The 18,241-nt window shown below is 71.9% G+C and carries 20 protein-coding genes; 5 read left to right on the top strand and 15 right to left on the bottom strand.

What is annotated here, in order from left to right; genetic code table 11:
* Nucleotides 1–20: 20 nt before the first annotated feature.
* Entirely contained in the window at nt 21–1,016 is a 996-nt protein-coding gene (locus CRM89_RS14135; RefSeq protein ID WP_098084348.1) for a zinc-binding dehydrogenase, read from the top strand.
* A 40-nt stretch (nt 1,017–1,056) separates the two neighbouring features.
* On the opposite strand, the gene rlmN is transcribed toward CRM89_RS14135, so the two are convergent.
* The 7 genes from rlmN to rpsB form a co-directional block, all read right to left on the bottom strand.
* Complete coding sequence (gene rlmN, locus CRM89_RS14140) at nt 1,057–2,166, bottom strand: 23S rRNA (adenine(2503)-C(2))-methyltransferase RlmN (RefSeq protein WP_011210659.1); 1,110 nt, start codon at nt 2,164–2,166, stop codon at nt 1,057–1,059.
* A 50-nt stretch (nt 2,167–2,216) separates the two neighbouring features.
* On the bottom strand, nt 2,217–2,534 hold the full coding sequence (locus CRM89_RS14145) for a lipopolysaccharide assembly LapA domain-containing protein (RefSeq protein ID WP_011210660.1): 318 nt from the start codon (nt 2,532–2,534) through the stop codon (nt 2,217–2,219).
* Between the two features lie 67 nt (nt 2,535–2,601).
* Nucleotides 2,602–3,486 (bottom strand): phosphatidate cytidylyltransferase, encoded by an 885-nt coding sequence (locus tag CRM89_RS14150; RefSeq protein WP_011210661.1) that lies wholly within the window; start codon nt 3,484–3,486, stop codon nt 2,602–2,604.
* A gap of 107 nt (nt 3,487–3,593) precedes the next feature.
* Nucleotides 3,594–4,151, bottom strand: coding sequence for a ribosome recycling factor (gene frr / locus CRM89_RS14155; protein WP_011210662.1), 558 nt, complete (start codon nt 4,149–4,151; stop codon nt 3,594–3,596).
* A 50-nt stretch (nt 4,152–4,201) separates the two neighbouring features.
* Entirely contained in the window at nt 4,202–4,930 is a 729-nt protein-coding gene (gene pyrH / locus CRM89_RS14160) for a UMP kinase (RefSeq protein ID WP_011210663.1), read from the bottom strand.
* 286 nt (nt 4,931–5,216) lie between these two features.
* The gene (gene tsf / locus CRM89_RS14165; protein WP_011210664.1) at nt 5,217–6,044 is read right to left on the bottom strand and encodes a translation elongation factor Ts; all 828 of its coding nucleotides are present in this window, start codon (nt 6,042–6,044) and stop codon (nt 5,217–5,219) included.
* A gap of 105 nt (nt 6,045–6,149) precedes the next feature.
* Nucleotides 6,150–7,007, bottom strand: coding sequence for a 30S ribosomal protein S2 (gene rpsB / locus CRM89_RS14170; protein ID WP_011210665.1), 858 nt, complete (start codon nt 7,005–7,007; stop codon nt 6,150–6,152).
* Between the two features lie 352 nt (nt 7,008–7,359).
* Here rpsB and CRM89_RS14175 point away from each other — a divergent pair, with 352 nt between their 5' ends.
* The 3 genes from CRM89_RS14175 to CRM89_RS14185 all read left to right on the top strand — a co-directional run bounded on the left by CRM89_RS14175 (nt 7,360) and on the right by CRM89_RS14185 (nt 9,348).
* A complete protein-coding gene (locus tag CRM89_RS14175) occupies nt 7,360–7,665 on the top strand; it encodes a hypothetical protein (RefSeq protein ID WP_127516201.1) in 306 nt (101 codons plus the stop codon).
* Between the two features lie 59 nt (nt 7,666–7,724).
* Complete coding sequence (locus tag CRM89_RS14180) at nt 7,725–8,321, top strand: murein hydrolase activator EnvC (protein ID WP_172964508.1); 597 nt, start codon at nt 7,725–7,727, stop codon at nt 8,319–8,321.
* A 304-nt stretch (nt 8,322–8,625) separates the two neighbouring features.
* Nucleotides 8,626–9,348 carry a GAF and ANTAR domain-containing protein gene (locus CRM89_RS14185; RefSeq protein ID WP_098084354.1) on the top strand — a complete coding sequence of 241 codons (723 nt, stop codon included), beginning with the start codon at nt 8,626–8,628 and terminating at the stop codon, nt 9,346–9,348.
* Between the two features lie 50 nt (nt 9,349–9,398).
* Here CRM89_RS14185 and CRM89_RS14190 read toward each other — a convergent pair whose 3' ends face one another.
* The 6 genes from CRM89_RS14190 to dprA form a co-directional block, all read right to left on the bottom strand.
* Nucleotides 9,399–11,294: an alkyl/aryl-sulfatase gene (locus tag CRM89_RS14190; RefSeq protein WP_172456857.1), complete on the bottom strand. Its 1,896-nt coding sequence runs from the start codon at nt 11,292–11,294 to the stop codon at nt 9,399–9,401.
* A 40-nt stretch (nt 11,295–11,334) separates the two neighbouring features.
* Entirely contained in the window at nt 11,335–11,655 is a 321-nt protein-coding gene (locus CRM89_RS14195; RefSeq protein WP_086846332.1) for a DUF202 domain-containing protein, read from the bottom strand.
* Nucleotides 11,652–12,023 carry a YidH family protein gene (locus CRM89_RS14200; RefSeq protein ID WP_011210671.1) on the bottom strand — a complete coding sequence of 124 codons (372 nt, stop codon included), beginning with the start codon at nt 12,021–12,023 and terminating at the stop codon, nt 11,652–11,654. Before CRM89_RS14200 ends, CRM89_RS14195 begins: the two co-directional genes overlap by 4 nt.
* A gap of 338 nt (nt 12,024–12,361) precedes the next feature.
* Nucleotides 12,362–13,117 carry an acetoacetate decarboxylase family protein gene (locus CRM89_RS14205; RefSeq protein ID WP_195039551.1) on the bottom strand — a complete coding sequence of 252 codons (756 nt, stop codon included), beginning with the start codon at nt 13,115–13,117 and terminating at the stop codon, nt 12,362–12,364.
* Nucleotides 13,118–13,161: 44 nt separating this feature from the next.
* A complete protein-coding gene (locus CRM89_RS14210) occupies nt 13,162–14,085 on the bottom strand; it encodes a tyrosine recombinase XerC (protein ID WP_172964509.1) in 924 nt (307 codons plus the stop codon).
* 91 nt (nt 14,086–14,176) lie between these two features.
* Nucleotides 14,177–15,355 (bottom strand): DNA-processing protein DprA, encoded by a 1,179-nt coding sequence (gene dprA / locus CRM89_RS14215; protein WP_172964510.1) that lies wholly within the window; start codon nt 15,353–15,355, stop codon nt 14,177–14,179.
* Here dprA and CRM89_RS32010 point away from each other — a divergent pair.
* Nucleotides 15,329–16,192 carry a hypothetical protein gene (locus tag CRM89_RS32010; RefSeq protein WP_127516203.1) on the top strand — a complete coding sequence of 288 codons (864 nt, stop codon included), beginning with the start codon at nt 15,329–15,331 and terminating at the stop codon, nt 16,190–16,192. The two genes, dprA and CRM89_RS32010, sit on opposite strands and share 27 nt — an antisense overlap.
* A 110-nt stretch (nt 16,193–16,302) precedes the next feature.
* Here the strand turns inward: CRM89_RS32010 and CRM89_RS14230 are convergent, their stop codons facing one another.
* A complete protein-coding gene (locus CRM89_RS14230; RefSeq protein WP_098084362.1) occupies nt 16,303–17,811 on the bottom strand; it encodes a YifB family Mg chelatase-like AAA ATPase in 1,509 nt (502 codons plus the stop codon).
* Nucleotides 17,811–18,167 (bottom strand): YraN family protein, encoded by a 357-nt coding sequence (locus tag CRM89_RS14235; protein ID WP_041561245.1) that lies wholly within the window; start codon nt 18,165–18,167, stop codon nt 17,811–17,813. Before CRM89_RS14235 ends, CRM89_RS14230 begins: the two co-directional genes overlap by 1 nt.
* Nucleotides 18,168–18,241: the final 74 nt, after the last annotated feature.

Raw genomic sequence — 18,241 nt, forward strand, 5'->3', positions numbered from 1 at the left:
CCCCGATCCGAGGAGACACCATGCGTGCCGTGCAGGCCACCCGATTCGGCGGACCCGAGGTGCTCGCCGTCCGCGAGCTACCCGATCCCGTACCCGCGAGCGGCGAGGTCCTGATCGAGGTCGCGGCGGCCGACGTGATGTTCCTCGACACCCGGTTGCGGTCCGGCTGGGGCACCGATTTCTTCCCGGTACGGCCGCCCTATGTCCCCGGCGGCGGCGTCGGGGGCACCGTGCGGGCCGTCGGTCCCGGGGTGGACACCGCGTGGCTGGGCGCGCGGGTGGTCGGGCCGACCGCGGCCAGCGGTATCGGTGGCGGGGTGCCGACCGGCGGCTACGCCGAGCGTGCGCTCGTCACGGAGCAGACCCTGCTCGCGGTGCCGGCGGGCCTGGACATCGACCGGGCGGTCGCGCTCGTCCACGACGGCCGCACCGCCCTGGCCGCGTTCGATCGCGCCACCGTACAGCCCGGTGACCTGGTGCTCGTCACCGCGGCGGCGGGCGGTCTCGGCACCCTGCTGACCCAGCTGGCACATCGGGCGGGGGCGAAGGTGGTGGCGGCGGCGCGCGGCGCGGCCAAACTCGAGCTCGCCCACCGCCTCGGCGCCCACCTGAGCATCGACTACAGCGAACCCGACTGGGCCGAGCACGCCCGCGCCGCCACCGGTGGCTCCGGCTTCCACGTGGTGTTCGACGGGGTGGGCGGCGCGCTCGGCGATGCCGCCCTGGCCGTCACCGCCGACGGCGGCCGGTTCCTCGGGTACGGCTCCGCCTCCGGCGAATTCGCCGGCGCGCACGCCGAGGCCGCCCGCGCCCGCGGTGTCGAGGTCGTCGGCCTGTTCGATCTGCAGGCTGGCAAACCCGACTGGCGTGCGCTCGGCGCCGAGGCCCTCCGAATGGCCGCCGAAGGACACCTGGAAGTCGTTGTCGGCCAGACCTTTCCGTTGGCTCAGGCGGCCGGCGCGCACGCCGCGATCGAGACCAGGACCGCGGTGGGTCGAACCGTGCTGATTCCCTGACCCCGCGGCGGCTGCCCTGACCCGGCGGTGGCGCGTCGGGTCAGTTCTCGGCGGCGAGCTGTCCGCACGCCGCGGCGATCTCCTGGCCGCGCGTGTCGCGCACCGTGCACGGCACGCCCTGCTCGTTGACACGGCGCACGAATTCCCGCTCGACCGGCTTCGGGCTGGCGTCCCACTTGCTGCCCGGAGTCGGGTTGAGCGGGATCACGTTGACGTGCACCCGCGAGCCCAGCGCCTTGTGCAGCTTCGCACCGAGCATGTCGGCGCGCCAGGGCTGATCGTTGATGTCGCGGATGAGCGCGTACTCGACCGACACCCGGCGGCCGGTCGTGTCGGCGTAGTAGCGGGCGGCGTCGAGCACCTCGGCGACGGGCCAGCGGTTGTTCACCGGCACCAGGGTGTCGCGCAGCTCGTCGTCGGGGGTGTGCAGGGAGACCGCGAGGGTCACCGAGAGCCCCTCGTCGGCCAGCTTGCGGATGGCGGGGGCCAAGCCGACGGTGGAGACGACGACGTTGCGCTGGGAGATGCCGAGCCCGTCGGGAGCGGGTGCGGTGATGCGGCGCACCGCGGCGACCACGCGCTTGTAGTTGGCCAGCGGCTCGCCCATGCCCATGAACACGATGTTGGACAGCCGGCCCGGCCCGCCCGCGACCGCACCGTCGCGCAGGGCGGCCGCGGCCGCGCGCACCTGGTCGACGATCTCGGCGGTGGACAGGTTGCGGTTCAGCCCACCCTGACCGGTGGCACAGAAGGGGCAGGCCATGCCGCAGCCGGCCTGGCTGGAGATGCACAGGGTGTTGCGGTCGGCGTAGCGCATGAGCACGCTCTCCAGCAACGTGCCGTCACCGGCCCGCCACAGCGTCTTGCGGGTGCGGCCGTCGTCGCAGGCCACGTGCTTGACCACGTCCAGCAGGCGCGGGAACAGCGCCGCGCCGATCTGCTCGCGGACCGGGGCAGGCAGATCGGTCATCCGCGCCGGATCGGCCTCCAGCCGCCCGTAGTACTGGCGGGCGATCTGGTCGGCCCGGAATTTCGGCAGCCCGAGCTCGGCGACCGCCGCGCGCCGCTGCTCGGCATCGAGGTCGGCGAGGTGCCGGGGCGGCATGCCACGGCGCGGAGCGTCGAAAACCAGGGGGAGGGAGACCGTCATAGTGCTTCCAGTGTCCCATCTCCGCCCGGGTGCCGTGCAGCCGCCCGGAATCAGTGCTTGGCGGCGCGCCGCAACTGGAGAATCCGCACGCCGCCGACCAGCGCCATCACCAGCGCGCCGCCGATCACCGACAGCAGCACCGCCACCCCGAGCGGGAGGTTGAACTCCCAGAAGAACAGCTGCACCTCGACGGTGTCGAGATTCTGCAGGATGAAGATCAACAGCACGACCAGGATCAGCGTGCCCGCCACCAACCCGACCCAGGTGTAGCCGGTCTTGGAGGAGATGGAGCGCGTGGTGGTCTCCCCGACGACGGGCGGCACATCCCGCCCGCTCGCGTCGGGATCGTATTCGGGATTCGCGGCCATGGCTCGATCATGGCCGATCGCCGCACCGGCCGCCGGGATTTCCCCGCATGTCGCGGCCCCGCGCCGCTCAGATCAGGGTGCTGAGCACCAGCCACGCGACGAACGCCGAGGGCAGCATCGAGTCGAGCCGGTCCATGATGCCGCCGTGGCCGGGCAGCAGCGTGCCCATGTCCTTGATGCCGAGTTCCCGCTTGATCTGGGATTCGATGAGGTCGCCCACGGTGGCCACCAGCACCAGGCCGACGCCCAGCACCACGCCGATCATCGAATTCGCCTGCAACAGCAGGGTGACGGTCAGCAGGCCGCCGATGACGCTGAACACCAGCGACCCACAGAAGCCCTCCCAGGACTTCTTCGGGCTGATCGAGGGCACCATCGGATGCCTGCCGAACAGCACGCCCGCGACGTATCCACCGACGTCGGAGCAGACCACCAGGATCATGAAGGTCAGCACCCGCAGGTTGCCGTCCTCCTCGAGCAGCAGCAGCGTCGCGAAGGCGGCCAGCAGCGGGATCCAGGCGAGGGTGAAGACCGTGATGGCGGTGTCGCGCAGGAAGTTCCGTGGCGCGGTGCGCAGCCCGTGGTCGAACAGTCGCCACACCATGCAGCTCAGCGCGGTCGCGGCGAAAGCGGCCACCACGCCCTCCGCGCCGAAGGGCCAGCCCGCCCAGAACACGGCCTGCCCGCCGACGATCAGCGGTATGCGCGGCACCAGGACGTCGGCCTCCCGCAGCCGCTTGGCCACCTCCCAGGTCGCGACACCGATCCCGGTGGCCGCGAACGGGATGAAGACCAGCGGCGCGAACAGCAGAATCGCGATGAGCGAGAGCCCGAGACCGAAGCCGACGGCGAGCGCGGCGGGCAGGTCACGGCCCGCCCGGGATTTGGTGGCCGCGGGCGCGGGATCGCCCTGGTGCGCGTGGATCGTTTCAGGTGTGCCGTTCGCCGGCATCGGCTCGTCGGCCGCACCTTCGGCGGCGGCTTTCTCGGCCACGATTGTCCCGTCGCTCACTCGTCGTTCCGTTCGTCCCCCGCCCGGGCGGGCCCTCGGATCTGGCCTCAGACCTCGAGGAGTTCGGCTTCCTTGTGCTTGACCAGTTCGTCGATCTGGCTCACGTATTTGGCGGTGGTCTTGTCGAGTTCCTTCTCGGCGCGCCCGACCTCGTCCTCGCCCGCCTCGCCATCCTTCTGGATGCGGGCCAGCTCGTCCATCGCCTTGCGACGGACATTGCGGATGGCGACCTTCGCGTCCTCGCCCTTGCCCTTGGCCTGCTTGACCAGTTCGCGGCGACGCTCCTCGGTGAGCTGCGGGATGGTGATGCGCAGGATGTCACCGTTGTTGGTGGGATTCACGCCGAGATCGGAGTTGCGGATCGCGGTCTCGATCGCGCCGAGCTGCCCCGCCTCGTACGGCTTGATCACCACCATCCGCGGTTCGGGCACGGTGATGCTGGACATCTGGGTGACCGGCGTGGGCGATCCGTAGTAGTCCACGACCACCCGGGCGAACATGCCCGGATTCGCGCGGCCGGTCCGGATGGTCCCGAGATCGTCCTTCGCCACCGAGACGGCCTTCTCCATCTTCTCCTCGGCGTCGAAGAGCGCTTCTTCAATCACGACCATTTCCTCCACAGCGTCGTCATCGTCATGATCCGCAAGTCGCGGGCTCAGGAACGAACCAATGTGCCGATCTTCTCACCGGCGACCGCTCGGGCGATATTGCCCTTCGTCAACAAATTGAACACCAGGATGGGCATCTGGTTGTCCATACACAGACTGAAGGCCGTCGCATCGGCGACCTTGAGGCCGCGCTCGATCACCTCTTTGTGGGTGATCTCGGTGTACATCGTGGCGGTCTGCACCACGCGCGGATCGGCGTCGAACACACCGTCCACCGCCTTGGCCATCAGCACCACGTCGGCGCCGATCTCGAGGGCGCGCTGCGCGGCGGTGGTGTCGGTGGAGAAGTACGGCATGCCCATGCCCGCGCCGAAGATCACCACGCGGCCCTTCTCCAGGTGCCGCTTGGCGCGCAACGGCAGATACGGCTCGGCCACCTGACCCATCGTGATGGCCGTCTGCACCCGGGTGTCCACCCCTTGCTTCTGCAGGAAGTCTTGCAGCGCAAGGCTGTTCATGACGGTGCCGAGCATGCCCATGTAGTCCGAGCGGGCCCGCTCCATACCGCGTTCCTCGAGTTCGGCGCCGCGGAAGAAGTTGCCGCCGCCGATCACCACGGCCACCTGCACCCCGCCGGCGACCACCTCGGCGATCTGCTCGGCGACCGTTTCGACGACGTCGGGATCGAGTCCGACCTTGCCGCCGCCGAACATTTCACCACCCAGTTTGAGAAGTACCCGGCGATATCCTGGACGGTCGGTACCCGGGTCCGTCATCGGTGCTCTTCTCCTTCGGTGATCGGGGTCTGCCCACCTGGTGTGAGCCATCGGTCGGTGACCTTCCGGCAGGCTCGCAAGCCGCCCAACAAAGCCTCCTCATCCTGCCTTACCCGAGTGACCGCGATGCGTCAGACCCCCGGAAAAGGCGGCAATTCTCCGCCGTACGGCGCGATATGTCCGATCCGCGCCCCGGAATATCGATCGCGTGATTCGGCACCCGGACAAAGCAACAGGCCCCCCGCACGACGCCGTTGTCACGCGGGGGGCCTGCCTGAGCTCGGGGTCAGGCCTGGCCGACCTCGAAGCGGGCGAAGCGGGTGACGGTGACACCGGCCTCGTCCAGCTGCTGCTTGACGGTCTTCTTGTTGTCGGTCACCGACGGCTGCTCCAGCAGGACGACGTCCTTGAAGAAGCCGTTGACGCGGCCCTCGGTGATCTTGGGCAGGGCGGCCTCGGGCTTGCCCTCCTCGCGAGCGGTCTGCTCGGCGATGCGGCGCTCGTTCTCCACGATGTCGGCGGGGACCTCGTCGCGGGTCACGTACTTGGCCTTGAGCGCGGCGACCTGCATGGCGGCGGCACGGGCGGCCTCGGCCGCGGCGTCGCCCGCACCCTGGTACTCCACCAGCACGCCGACGGCGGGCGGCAGGTCGGAGGCACGCTTGTGCAGGTAGGTGGCGACCGGGCCGTCGAGCGACACCACGCGGCGCAGCTCGAGCTTCTCGCCGATCTTGGCGGCCAGCTCCTGCAGGGCGGCGTCGGCGGTACGGCCGTCGCCCAGGTCCAGCGCCTTGAGGCTGTCCAGGTCGGCGGTCTTGGCGGCCGCGGCGGCGGTGACGATCTGGTTCGCGAGCGCCTGGAACTCGTCGTTCTTGGCGACGAAGTCGGTCTCGGAGTTGATCTCGATCATCACGCCGTCCTTGGCGGCGACCAGGCCCTCGGCGGTGGTGCGCTCGGCGCGCTTGCCCACGTCCTTGGCGCCCTTGATGCGCAGCAGCTCGACGGCCTTGTCGAAGTCGCCGTCGGTCTCGGCCAGCGCGTTCTTGCAGTCCATCATTCCGGAGCCGGTGAGCTCGCGGAGCCGCTTCACATCGGCAGCGGTGTAGTTCGCCATCGGTGGCGAGCCTCCTCAGTGTCTAGGTCGGGGTGGGAAAACCACCTTGCCGACCGCTCCTGAACGCAGAAGGGTCGGCAAGGTGAACGAACGGCTCCGAACGACTCAGAAGTCGGCCGGGGTCTGCGCGGCCGGGGCTTCCTCGGTCGCGGCAGCGGGCGCGGCCTCGGCCGAGCCCTCCGCGTTCGGGTTCGCCTGCGCCAGCAGCTCCTGCTCCCACTCGGCCAGCGGCTCGCCCGCGCCCGCTTCGGGCTTGGCGTCGCCGGAGGCCAGGCCCGCGCGGGCCTGCACGCCCTCGGCCACCGCGGAGGCGACGACCTTGGTCAGCAGCGCGGCCGAACGGATGGCGTCGTCGTTGCCCGGGATCGGGTAGTCGACCAGGTCGGGGTCGCAGTTGGTGTCCAGGATCGCGATGACCGGGATGTTCAGCTTGCGCGCCTCGCCGACGGCGATGTGCTCCTTGTTGGTGTCGACGACCCAGATGGCCGAGGGCACCTTCTGCATGTCGCGGATACCGCCGAGGGTGCGCTCCAGCTTGTTCATCTCACGCGTGAGCATGAGGATTTCCTTCTTGGTGCGACCCTCGAAGCCACCGGTCTGCTCCATCGCCTCGAGCTCCTTGAGGCGCTGCAGGCGCTTGTGCACGGTGGAGAAGTTGGTGAGCATGCCGCCCAGCCACCGCTGGTTCACGTAGGGCATGCCCACGCGGGTGGCCTCGGCCGCGATCGACTCCTGCGCCTGCTTCTTGGTACCGACGAAGAGCACGGTGCCACCGTGGGCGACCGTCTCCTTGACGAACTCGTACGCCTTGTCGATGTAGGTCAGCGTCTGCTGCAGGTCGATGATGTAGATGCCGTTGCGGTCGGTGAAGATGAACCGCTTCATCTTCGGGTTCCAGCGCCGGGTCTGGTGTCCGAAGTGTGCGCCGCTGTCGAGCAGCTGCTTCATGGTTACGACAGCCATGGCTCCCGTATCTCTCTTTCGTTGCCGGTTGACGCAGGTGGTCGGCGACCATCTGCCCTGGCGCCGCCGAATCGTCGGACCCGATCGGTGATCGGGACCAGCCGGCGATTCCCTGTCCGTGCGGGCCGCGCGAAGCGAGGACACGAGATGTGGGCTCGGATTCACGAACGGCGCCGCTTCGAACAAGCACGGGTGGCGCGCGAAGTCGGTCCATGCCGGGCACGAACCGCTCGACCAGTCTACGGTCTGTGCGGCCCACCAGCTAAATCGGGTCTGTCCCCAGGCCGTCCGTCATCCCCAATCGCCGGTTCGACGGTACCGGCGGACGGAACGCGGCGGCAGGCTCGACGGCATGTCTCGCTTCTCCGTCACCATGACCATGCTGGTGCCGCTGTTCTTCGCGTCCGCGCTGTTCACCAGCCTCTTCGCGCCGCCGGTGCCGACCGGGAGCGGCGCGCCGCCCGGCCGCGCGGAGCTCCCGTCCGGCACCGGTTCGCCGGTGGTGTGCGAGCAGCCCGGGATCACCGGGTCGGCCTGCCGGCTCATCGAGCCGCCCGGGCGCGCGTGGCGGCGGATCGCACCGCTGCCGACCGGGTCGGCGATCGGAGTCGGGGTGGTTTCGGTGGTGCCGATGAGGACCTCCGTGGGACCGTCGTGACCGGAGGACTGGTTTCCGCCCCTCCCGGAGCGACGCTCCGCGGGGGCGCGCGGCATGCGGTGCGGGCATCGGTCATCGGTGGACTGCTGGTCCTGGCGCTGCTGTTGCCGGGCGGTGTGGCCACGGTGTCGACCGGTTCGGCCCCGGCGAGCGCGGCCCCCGTGACGCGCGAAGCGCCGGCCGATGTGCCGTCGGTCGCCGCGGCGCGGGGTGCGTTCGGGTGGCCGTTGCGGCCTCGGCCGCGGATCGAACGGCGTTTCGACAAGCCCGAGCGGGACTGGCTGCCGGGGCACCGCGGGGTCGACCTCGCCGGGATGCCCGGTCAGCCGGTGCTGGCCGCCGGAGACGGCATCGTGGTGTTCGCCGGAACGGTGGCGGGCAAGCGCGTGGTCTCGGTCGATCATCCCGGCGGGCTGCGCACCACCTACGAGCCGGTGCAGCCCGCGGTCACGGTCGGGCACCGGGTCACGCGCGGCACGGTGCTCGGGACGCTCGAGGTCGGCCACCCCGGGTGCCACGCGCCGGCGTGCCTGCACTGGGGACTGCGGCGGGAGGCGGGCCGCCGCGGACGGCCCGAGTACCTCGACCCGCTCGGGTTGCTCCATCTCGCACCGCTCCGGCTCCTGCCCCTCGACGGCACGCGGGCACCACCGTGATCACCGTCGCGCGGCGAGGTCCCCGGCCGGCCACCATGCCGGTCCGCGGTGCGCAGTAGTTCGGGCTCGAGTGCCGAGTGGACAGGCGATGCCGGGGCACGGCAATGCCCTCCGATCGCCCCGTCGACTCGTCCGGTCCGCGATGCGACGATGAGGAATCGGCTCCGCACCCGCCCCGCGGGTCCCGCCCGCAGTCCTGTCGCCGGGCGATCGGCGGCGACCGACGCGGCGGCACCGGGTCGGCCGGGGACGAACAGGCACCACCGCACGAACAGGCACCACCGCGACAGGCCAGGAGACCACCATGGGCGCACCGCCACCGCTGCTGGACGTGCTGGTGCGGTCCGTCGACACACTCACCGGCGATTTCGATGTCGTGGAACTCGCGCAGCAACTCGTCGACGCCTGTGTGGCGCTCACCGGTGGCGGCGATGCCGGGCTGTTCGTGGCGAACCATCGGGGGGAGCTGCGCCTGCTCGCCGCCACGGACGAGCGGGCGCGCCCGTTGGTCGAGGCGATCGACGGCCCGGGTCGTCACACCTACCGCACCGGAACCCGGTGTGTGGCCGATGATCTCAGCGCGGCGGCGGTGGTCTGGCCGGATTTCGCCCGGCACGCGCGGCGACAGGGCTACCGCTCGGCCTACGCCGTGCCGCTGCGCCTGCGCACCGATCGACTCGGGGTGCTCACGATCCTGGGCCGCACCTCGAACGCCCTGCACCGCAGCCAATTACGGGTGGTGCAGACCCTCGGCGACGTGGCCGCGATCGGCATCGCCCAGCACGTGCTCCGTCCGCGCGTCGAACCCATCGGCGACCGGCTGCCGGTCGCACTCAACGACCGCGTCACCGTCGAACACGCGCAAGCCGTGCTCGCCCAGCGCGGTGATCTCACCGATCCCGAAGCCTTCGATCGCCTGCGCAGCCACGCGCTGCGCACCGGCCGCCGCCTCGCCGACCTGGCCGGCGGCATCGTCGCGGGCACCGTCGACGCGGGCATCGTCCTCACCACTCCCGCCCGCCGCTGAACCCGAGCGCGGCGCCGGCCGCATCGTGAACCTGCCCTGGTTCTCGCCGCTCACGGGGTGACGATCGCGAAATCCGGGTCCGGGGTGTCGAGCACGGCCACCAGCGCGGCGAGCTTCGTCGGGTCGCCCTCGATGGCGATGTCGCCCGCCGCGACCGCGACGCCGAAATCCGCACCCCCCAGCAACACCCGGACGAGCGCCGAGCGGTCGAGGACGAAGGTCGCGTCGGGTTCGGGCAGCGGCCCCGGCGGGCGTGGGCAGTGGGTGAGTACGCCGTTGCGTACCTCCACCCGGTGGACCTCGTCGGTGTCGGTGAGCTGCCATTCGGTGAGCATCCGCAGCTCCCACGCCTTCGGCCCGTCGACCCGCAGTGCGACGGCGTCGAAGATCTGCTCGACGGTCATCGTCTCGGGCGCACCGGCCGGGGCCCAGGCGCTCGGTGTGCCGAAGATCCCGTACCGCAGCTCGTAGGCGCCGCCGAGGTAGATGTTGCGCCAGGCGGCGTTCTCCGCGCCGTAGGCGAGTTGTTCGAAGGTGCTGGCCTGCAGGTGCCGGGCTTCCTCGTTGTGCGGGTCGGTGAAGAGCACGTAGTCGACGACCTGGGCCACCCACCGATAGTCACCGGCCTCGTAGCTGGCGCGCGCCTTGCGCAGCACCTCCTCGGGGCCGCCCATGAACTCCACGTGCCTGCGCGCGGCCTCGACCGGCGGATGCTCCCACAGGTGCGCGGGGTTGCCGTCGAACCAGCCGAGGTGGCGCTGGTAGATCGCCTTGACGTGGTGGCTCACCGAGCCGTGGTAGCCACGCGCGTGCCAGGCGTGCTCGAGCGCGGGCGGCAGTTCCAGCCGTTCGGCGATCTCGGCGCCCACGTGGCCCAGATTCATCAGCCGCAGTGTCTGGTCGTGCAGGTATCCGTACATGTCGCGGTGCAGCGCAAGGAGTTCGACCACCCGGTCGCGGCCCCAGGTGGGCCAGTGGTGGCTCGCGAACAGCACCTCGCTGCGGTCGCCGAACAGCGTGATGGTCTCGCTGAGGTACTTCGTCCACGCGCGCGGGTCGCCGGCGGGCGCGCCGCACGGCGCCTCCGGATCGTGCAGGGTGTGCGCGGCGCTCGCGCCCACGCCCAGTGCCCGGTGCCGCGGCAGGTACACGGTCATCTCGGCCGCCGACGGGGCCGCGGCGACCTGGAAGACGAACGGCACCCCGTCGATGGTCGCGCGGCGGCCGGTGGTCGCGATCTCGACCGTCGGCGGCAGCAGCGTGACGGTGCCGAGCGAGGTGGTCTGCCCGAGTCCGGCCCCGACACTGCCCAATGGCCCACGCGGCAGGACCGCTCCGTACCGGTAGGAGGCGCGCCGGGCGGCCGCGACGCCCGCACCCGTGCTCATGGCCGCCGCCTGTTCCAGGAAGCCCGCGGGCGCGAGAACCGGACAGCGCCCCGCCGCGACCTCGGCCGCGGTGGTCACGCCGAGCGCGCCACCGAAGTGATCGACGCCCGCGTGCGTGTAGATCAACCCGGTCACCGGCCGGTCGCCGCGATGTTCGCGATAGAGGGCCAACGCCGCCGCGGCCGTCTCGGCCGACATCAGCGCATCGATGACGACGATGCCGCGCTCGCCCTCCACGATGGTCATGTTGGCCAGATCGAGCCCCCTGACCTGATAGATCCCTTCGGTCACCTCGAACAGCCCCTGCCGCACCGACAGTCCACAGTGCCGCCACAGGCTCGGGTGCACCGAGGGCGGACACGGCTCGCGCAGGAACGCGTAGGAGTCGCTGTCCCACACGACGGTTCCGTCGGCGGTGGTGACGACACCGGGGCGCAACGCCGCGACGAAGCCGCGGTCGGCGTCGGCCGCGTCGGTGGTGTCGGCGAACGGCAGCGCGGCGGCCGCACGCCGGTTGGCCGCGACGATGGCCGGGCTCGGATCGGCCGCAGTGCTCATGTCCATCGTGACCTCCTGGCGAACATCAGGGCCCGCGGTGTCAGGGCCAGGGTTCGGTGCCGACGACGGCCACACCGACGGCGGCGAGAACGAGGATGGCGAGCGTCGCCGCCGCGACGGTGACGCGCGCGGGACGAACCCGCTCGGGCCCGGCGTGCCGCAGCAGCCGGGCCCGTCGATTCGCGACGATCGCGACCACGGCCAGCGGCACCACGCCCGCGGCCAGCGGCAGGAGTCCGGCACCGCCGTCGCCGATGGCGTGTTCGGCCAACAGCGCCACCACGACGGTGGCCGCCAGCGCGGTGCGCCGCCACGCCAGCGCGGTCCGTTCGGCGGCCAAGCCGGTGTCGGGCGGGTTCATCGCAGGATCACCGCCACCGCCGCGAGCATCGAGACCAGTCCGATGCCCGCCGCCAGGATCGGCACCAGCAGGCTGTCGGGCAGCGGCGCGCCCCGGCGCATGGCCGCGCCGATCCGCCGCCAGTTGACGTACGCGCCGACCGCGACGATCACCGCGAGCAGGATGCAGGCCAGGGCGAGTGCCCGGCGGAACCCGCCGATCGGGAACGGCTGGACGAGCGTGTGGACGGCGACGCCACCGGCGAGCAATCCCAGCGCCGTCCGCATCCACGCCAGGAAGGTGCGTTCGTTGGCGAGGGTGAAGCGGTAATCGATCTCCGCGGCGGGCTCGTCGGTACCGGTTTCGCCGCCGCGGTCCGGGAGGGTCACCTCGACTCCCCCGGGCGCTCGGTGTCCGAAGCGGTACCGCGCGGCGCCGCGACCGGCCCCGTGGCCACGCTCCGAGCGCAAGGTCGCACGGGACACCACTCCCCATCCGGTCGGTTCGGACCGCAAGCAAACGGCCCGCAACGCCAGGTTAGCGGCGGACCGGTTGGTCGTCTACGAGCCGCGCGGGGCAGGAGTGTCCCCGACTTCCTGGCCGCGGCCGTGCCCGGTGAGGCAGCCCCGGCGTCCCGGTCTCGACCGGCTCCCCGGCAGCCGGCGGGCGGACCCGGGTCGCCGGATTTCCCGGCACCACAAGATATTCGGGCACGGACCGCCCGCCGCTACACCACCACGGCGTCCTCGAAGACCATCGCCAGGCGCTCCACCGTCGAAGCCGATACCGCCCGGCGCGGTAGCCCGAGCGAGGCCAGCTCGGCCGCCCACGGATGGTCGCCGAGCACCAGCTCCGCACCGCCCGGGCGGGCCCGCATCCCCGTCGGCGCCATCTCCCAGCGCGTGCAGCGCGTGACGCCGTCGATGTGGGAGTAGGCGTCGAAGGAGGCGCCCGCACCCCGGCGCAGCGGAGTGGGCAGGCCGGGCCGCACGGTCAGCTCCGCGATCAGCGCACCGTTCTGGCGCAGCACACCGCGCCGCACGCCGTGATGGGTGACGTCGAAGTCGGCGAGTTCCTTCGGGAAACCCCAGATGCCGCGACCCGCGGCCAGGGTGAATTCACCGTCCACCGGCAGCCGATGGATGAACACGCCCGCCGAGCCCCCGAGCAATCCGCGCAGGCCGGCGAGCGTGCCGCCGCCGGTCGCGGTGTGGTGTCGCACCATGAACGAGACCCCGAACTCGTGGTAGGGGCCCAGATCACCGTCCACGTACTCGACGAAGACCAGGGTGCACATCGCCCGCCCACCCGGCAGGCAGAGTACGCGCAGCCCGGAGTAGTCGATCAGGCGCTGGGCCGCGGCGACCGGGACGAGATAGGACGCCATGAAGGCGTGCGCGGTGCGGATCCGCACCGGCATCCGGATCTCCCGACCCAGCACCAGGTGGGTGCGCACCGCTCCGTCGCCTGTCTCCACCGCCATGCGCCCGCCTCCTGAAACTAGAACTTGTTTCAGAATAGCGTTCGTCAGGCCCGCGGGTGCGCCTGATCGTGCACCTTCTTCAATCGCTCGATGGACACGTGGGTGTAGAGCTGGGTGGTCGCCAGGCTGCTGTGACCGAGCAGTTCCTGCACCACGCGCAGGTCGGCTCCGCCTTCGAGCAGGTGGGTGGCCGCGCTGTGGCGTAGGCCGTGCGGGCCGAGGTCGGGTGCGCCGGGGATCGCGGAGACGACCTCGTGCACCACGGTCCGCGCCTGTCGCTGGTCCAGCCGTCGCCCCCGCCGCCCGATCAGCAGCGCCCGGCCCGACTCGACGGTGGCGAAGGCGGGTCTGCCGCGCCGCAGCCACTGTTCCACGGCCAGATCCGCGGGTCCGCCGAAGGGCACGGAGCGTTCCTTGTTGCCCTTGCCCAGCACCCGCACGAGCCTGCGCTCACGATCGACATCGTCGATGTCGAGGCCGCACAGCTCGCTCACCCGGATGCCGGTGGCGTAGAGCATCTCCACGATCAACCGGTCCCGCAAGGCCATCGGATCCTCTTGCCGGGCACCGGACTCGGCGGCGTCCATCGCGGCCACTGCCTGCTGCCGGGCCAGCACCGCGGGCAGGGTGCGGTGCGCCTTGGGCGCGGCCAGCCGCAGGCCGGGGTCGGCCGACAACCTACCCGTCCTGGTCAGCCACGCGGTGAACGTCCGCACCGCCGACGCCCGGCGCGCCAGCGTGGTGCGCGCCGCGCCCGCGGCGGCCAGATCGGCCAACCAGGACCGCAGCAACGGCAGGTCCAGCTCCCCGATCGCCGCGTCCGGCGACCGCGTGTACAAGTGCGTCAGCAACGCCCGGGCATCCCCCACGTAGGCGCGGACCGTGTGGGCGGAGCGATTCTGCCCCAGCCGCAGATGTCGCCCGTACTCCGCCAGCAACGCCGTCAGGTCTTCCGGCAAACCCTCCATTCCCCCACCGTGACCTGCCCGCTCGCGGTTGACAAGTTCCCGCGCCGCCGGCGGCGGCCGACCCCGTGGCTGGGCAAGTCCGAGTATCGAATCACCCATCCGCGGCGGTACCGCCGGACCGTCGAGGGCGGGCCAGACGTGACCATCCGGTGGCGTCGGCGCCGACCAGCCCCGCCATCTCCAGCGCGACCAGGGCCGCGCGGACGGCCGGTGTGGACAGGCCCGTGGTGCCGCGGAGTTCGCCGGGAAGCCGGGAGCCGATGGCCGGCAGCGCCGCGTAGACGACCGCTTCGTCCCCGGTGAGCGACTCGGCCACGGTGGTCACGGTCCCACCCGGCAGCGACAGCCGCAGCGGGCCCGCTTCGTCGATCACCTCCTCGGCGCGGGTGACGAGCAGCGCCTCGCCCTCGCGGATCATGCGGTGGCAGCCGACCGATGCGGCGGAGGTGACCGGGCCGGGCACGGCGAGGGCGGGACGGCACAGGCGGCGCGCCCATTTCACAGTGTTGCGGGCGCCGCTGCGCAAACCGGCCTCGACGACGAGGACACCGTCGGCCAGCCCGGCGATCAACCGGTTGCGCGCGAGGAAGCGGTGTTTGTGCGGGACGGTGCCGGGCGGATACTCGCTCACGACCAGCCCCACCTCGGCGATCTCGGCGAGCAGCCGGTCGTGCTGGGCCGGATACGGCCGGTCCACGCCACAGGCGAGGACGGCGATGGTGGGACCGCCGACGGCCAGGGCGGCCCGGTGGGCCATCGCGTCGATGCCGAAGGCCGCACCGGAGACGATGGTCCAGCCGCGGGCGGCCAGATCGCCCGCGAGCTCCGCCGTCACCCGGTTGCCGTAACCGCTGCTGCACCGGGAACCGACCACCGCCAACGCCTGCTCGCTGGACTCCAGCAGCGAACGCGGCCCCCGCACCCACAGCACCAGCGGCACCGCGCCGTCGGGGTCCGGTCCGCCCGCCAGCTGACTCAGCCCGAGCATCCGCCAAGCAGGCCACTCCGCGTCCTCGGGAGTCACCACCCGGCCACCGAGCCGTGCCATCGTCGCGAGATCGGCCTCGGCGCGGTCGACCTCGCGCCGTGCTCGGGTGGCACCCCGCAACGCCTCGGGCAACTCCCGCTCGCGCACAGCGCGCGCCGCCTCCACCACGCCCACCGACTCGATCAGCGCCGACAGCGCCGCACACGGTCCCTCCACCACCCGCGAGAGATACACCCACGCCAGTCGCCGCGCGTCGTGATCGGCCGAGGACGCGCACACCACGCGGGGGCCGCTCCCGGCTTCGCCACCGCCCCTGACCTCGATGCCCCCGCCGCCGCCATCCGCACCGCCGCCGTCCACGTCGCCGCCCCCGACCTCGTCGCCTCCCCGGTCCCCGTCACCTCCCCGGTCCCCGTCGACTCCGCTGTACGCGCCATCCCCTTCGACGCCGCCGCCACCACCTCCGCCGTTCCTGCCACCTCCGTCATCCCTGACGCCGTCACCGCACTTCCCGCCGCCGTTCCCGCCGCCGACGGCGCTGTCACCGGATTCGTCACCCCTGTCCCCCACGCTGCTGCGGGCTGCATCCGAGACCGCCCCCGCGCCGCCGTCGCCATCGCCATCGGCGTCACCGCGGCCACCTTCGCCGCCGCCGCAGGCACTGTCACCGAATTCCTCGCTCCTGTCCCCCACGCTGCTGCGGGTTGCATGCGAGATCGCCCCGGCACCGTCGCCGCCGTCACCACCGCCGTTGCCGTAGCCATCACCGTCACCGCCGCCGCCATCACCGTCACCGCCGCCATCACCGCCGTCGCGGGCACTGTCACCGGACTCCTCGCCCCTGTCCCCCACCCCCACACTGCTGCGAACTACGTCCGAGACCGCCACCGCGCCCCCGCGGGCTTCGTAGTCCTCCGGTCGGTCGCCGACTCCTGGCTCGCAATGCGCGGCCGCAGCACGACCTGCCCCGCGGTGACCGGTTGCGCGGTGACCGGGCTCGGCGTCTCCCTGCGCCGCCGAGCCGCGACCACCACCCGGTACCGCACCGGAGGTGTCGATCCTGTCCGCAGGCGCCGAGGAGGCGGCGGTTTCGTGCTCTCGGCTCGCTCGGCGCGCTGATGGTTCTCCGGCCCTCTCGGACACTACCTCGGTCATTTGCTGTCCCCCCTGGGAATCGTCGAATACCTGTGCGCCGACCGGCGTGTCCGCCGCGGCCGGGGTCTGTCGTGTCACGGTGCGCCGCGCTGCCGGAAGTTCAAGGCCAGCATCACGTCCCGTGCGGTGGGGACGGGAGCGCCGCGCAGGTCGCACACCGTCCAGGCGACGCGGATGGCGCGATCGGCGCCGCGCGCGGACAGCCTGCCCATCCGCACGGCCGCCTCCAGCGGGGCGACCGCCTCGGCGGGCAGCGGAAAACGCTGTCGCAGAACGTGTCCCGGCACTTCGGCGTTGGTCCGCCAGCCGTCGGCGCGCCAGCGGTGCGCCGCCGCGGCGCGGGCGGCGGCGACCCGCTCCCGCACCGTGGCGCTGCTCTCGGCGACCTCGGAGCCCAGTGCGGGCCCGGTGTGACCGTGCATGCGCACCCAGAGGTCGATGCGGTCCATCAGCGGACCGGACAGTTTGCCCAGGTAGCGGCGACGGGCCAGCGGCGGGCAGATGCAGTCCACGTCGCGGGCGGGCGCGCACGGGCACGGGTTGGCGGCGAGTACCAGCTGGAAGCGCGCGGGATAGCGGGCGACGCCGTCGCGGCGGGCGATGCGTACCTCGCCCTCCTCGAGCGGGGTACGCATCGCCTCGAGCACCTTGGTGCCGATCTCGGCGCATTCGTCGAGGAACAGCACCCCGCGGTGCGCCCGGCTGACCGCGCCCGGCCGTGCCGTGCCCGAGCCGCCGCCGATCATCGCGGTCACCGAGGTGGAGTGGTGCGGTGCCACGAACGGCGGGGTGGTGACGAGGGGATGCTCGCCCGACAACGCGCCCGCCATCGAATGGATGGCCGTCACCTCCAGCGACTCCGCTTCGGTGAGTGGCGGCAGCAGACTCGGAAGCCGTTGCGCCAGCATCGTTTTACCGATGCCGGGCGGGCCGGTGAGCAGCAGATGGTGGCCGCCGGCCGCGGCGACCTCGAGCGCCCACCGTGCCTCCTCCTGCCCGACCACCTCGCTCAGGTCGCCGTCGGGGGCGGCGGCGCCGGGCAGGACGCCGTCGGGTTCGGCCAGCCCACCCTCCCCGCGCAGCCATGCCACCAGGCCACGCAGGGTCTCCGCGCCGAGCACCTCGATGCCCTGCACCAGTCCCGCCTCGGCCAACGCGGCGCGTGGCACCACGACCGTGGGCCAGCCCGCGGCGCGCGCCGTCATCACCGCGGGCAGGATGCCGCGGACCCGCCGCACCCGTCCGTCCAGGGCCAGTTCGCCCAGCAACACCGCCTTGCCGAGCCGGGTGGAGGGGATCGCGTCGGCGGCGTCGAGCACCGCCGCCGCCAGCGCCAGGTCGTAGACGCTGCCCACCTTGGGCAATGTCGCCGGGGACAGCGCCAGGATGACCCGGCCGTCCGGCCACTTCTCCCCCGAGTTCGCGACCGCGGCCCGCACCCGGTCCCGGGATTCCGTCAGGGCGGTGTCGGGCAGGCCCACCAGATGCACCGAGGGCAGCCCCTGGCCGATGTCGGCCTCGATCTCCACCAACTGGCCGTCCACCCCGGCGACGGCGACCGAGTGGGCGCGGCCGAGCGCCATCAGAAGACCGCCTTCAGGTGGTCGATGACGGGGCGATGCCCGGGTGTCATCAGCACCGAGACCACGTCGAACCGGATCTGTTGCCAGGGCCCGTCCTGTTCGGCCAGCCACAGCAGAGCCAGGCGGCGGATCCGCTGGCGCTTGGTGAAGGTGACCGCTTCGGCGGGCGTGCCGAACCCGAGCCCGCGGCGGGTCTTGACCTCGACGAAGGCGGTGGTCTGTGCGTCACGCGCGATCAGGTCCAGCTCGCCGTAGCGGCACCGCCAGTTCCGCGCGACGATCTCCATGCCCGCGTCCCGCAGGAAGCGGGCGGCCAGTTCTTCCCCGTGTGCGCCGAGCGCCTGTTTGTCTCCCACACGGGCCAGGATGGTCGCCGACGTCGCCGATCCCGACGCGGCGACCTGGGCTTTCAGCCGCCCTGGGGATCACC

Source organism: Nocardia sp. FDAARGOS_372 (assembly GCF_002554515.1).
Taxonomy (GTDB): domain Bacteria; phylum Actinomycetota; class Actinomycetes; order Mycobacteriales; family Mycobacteriaceae; genus Nocardia; species Nocardia farcinica.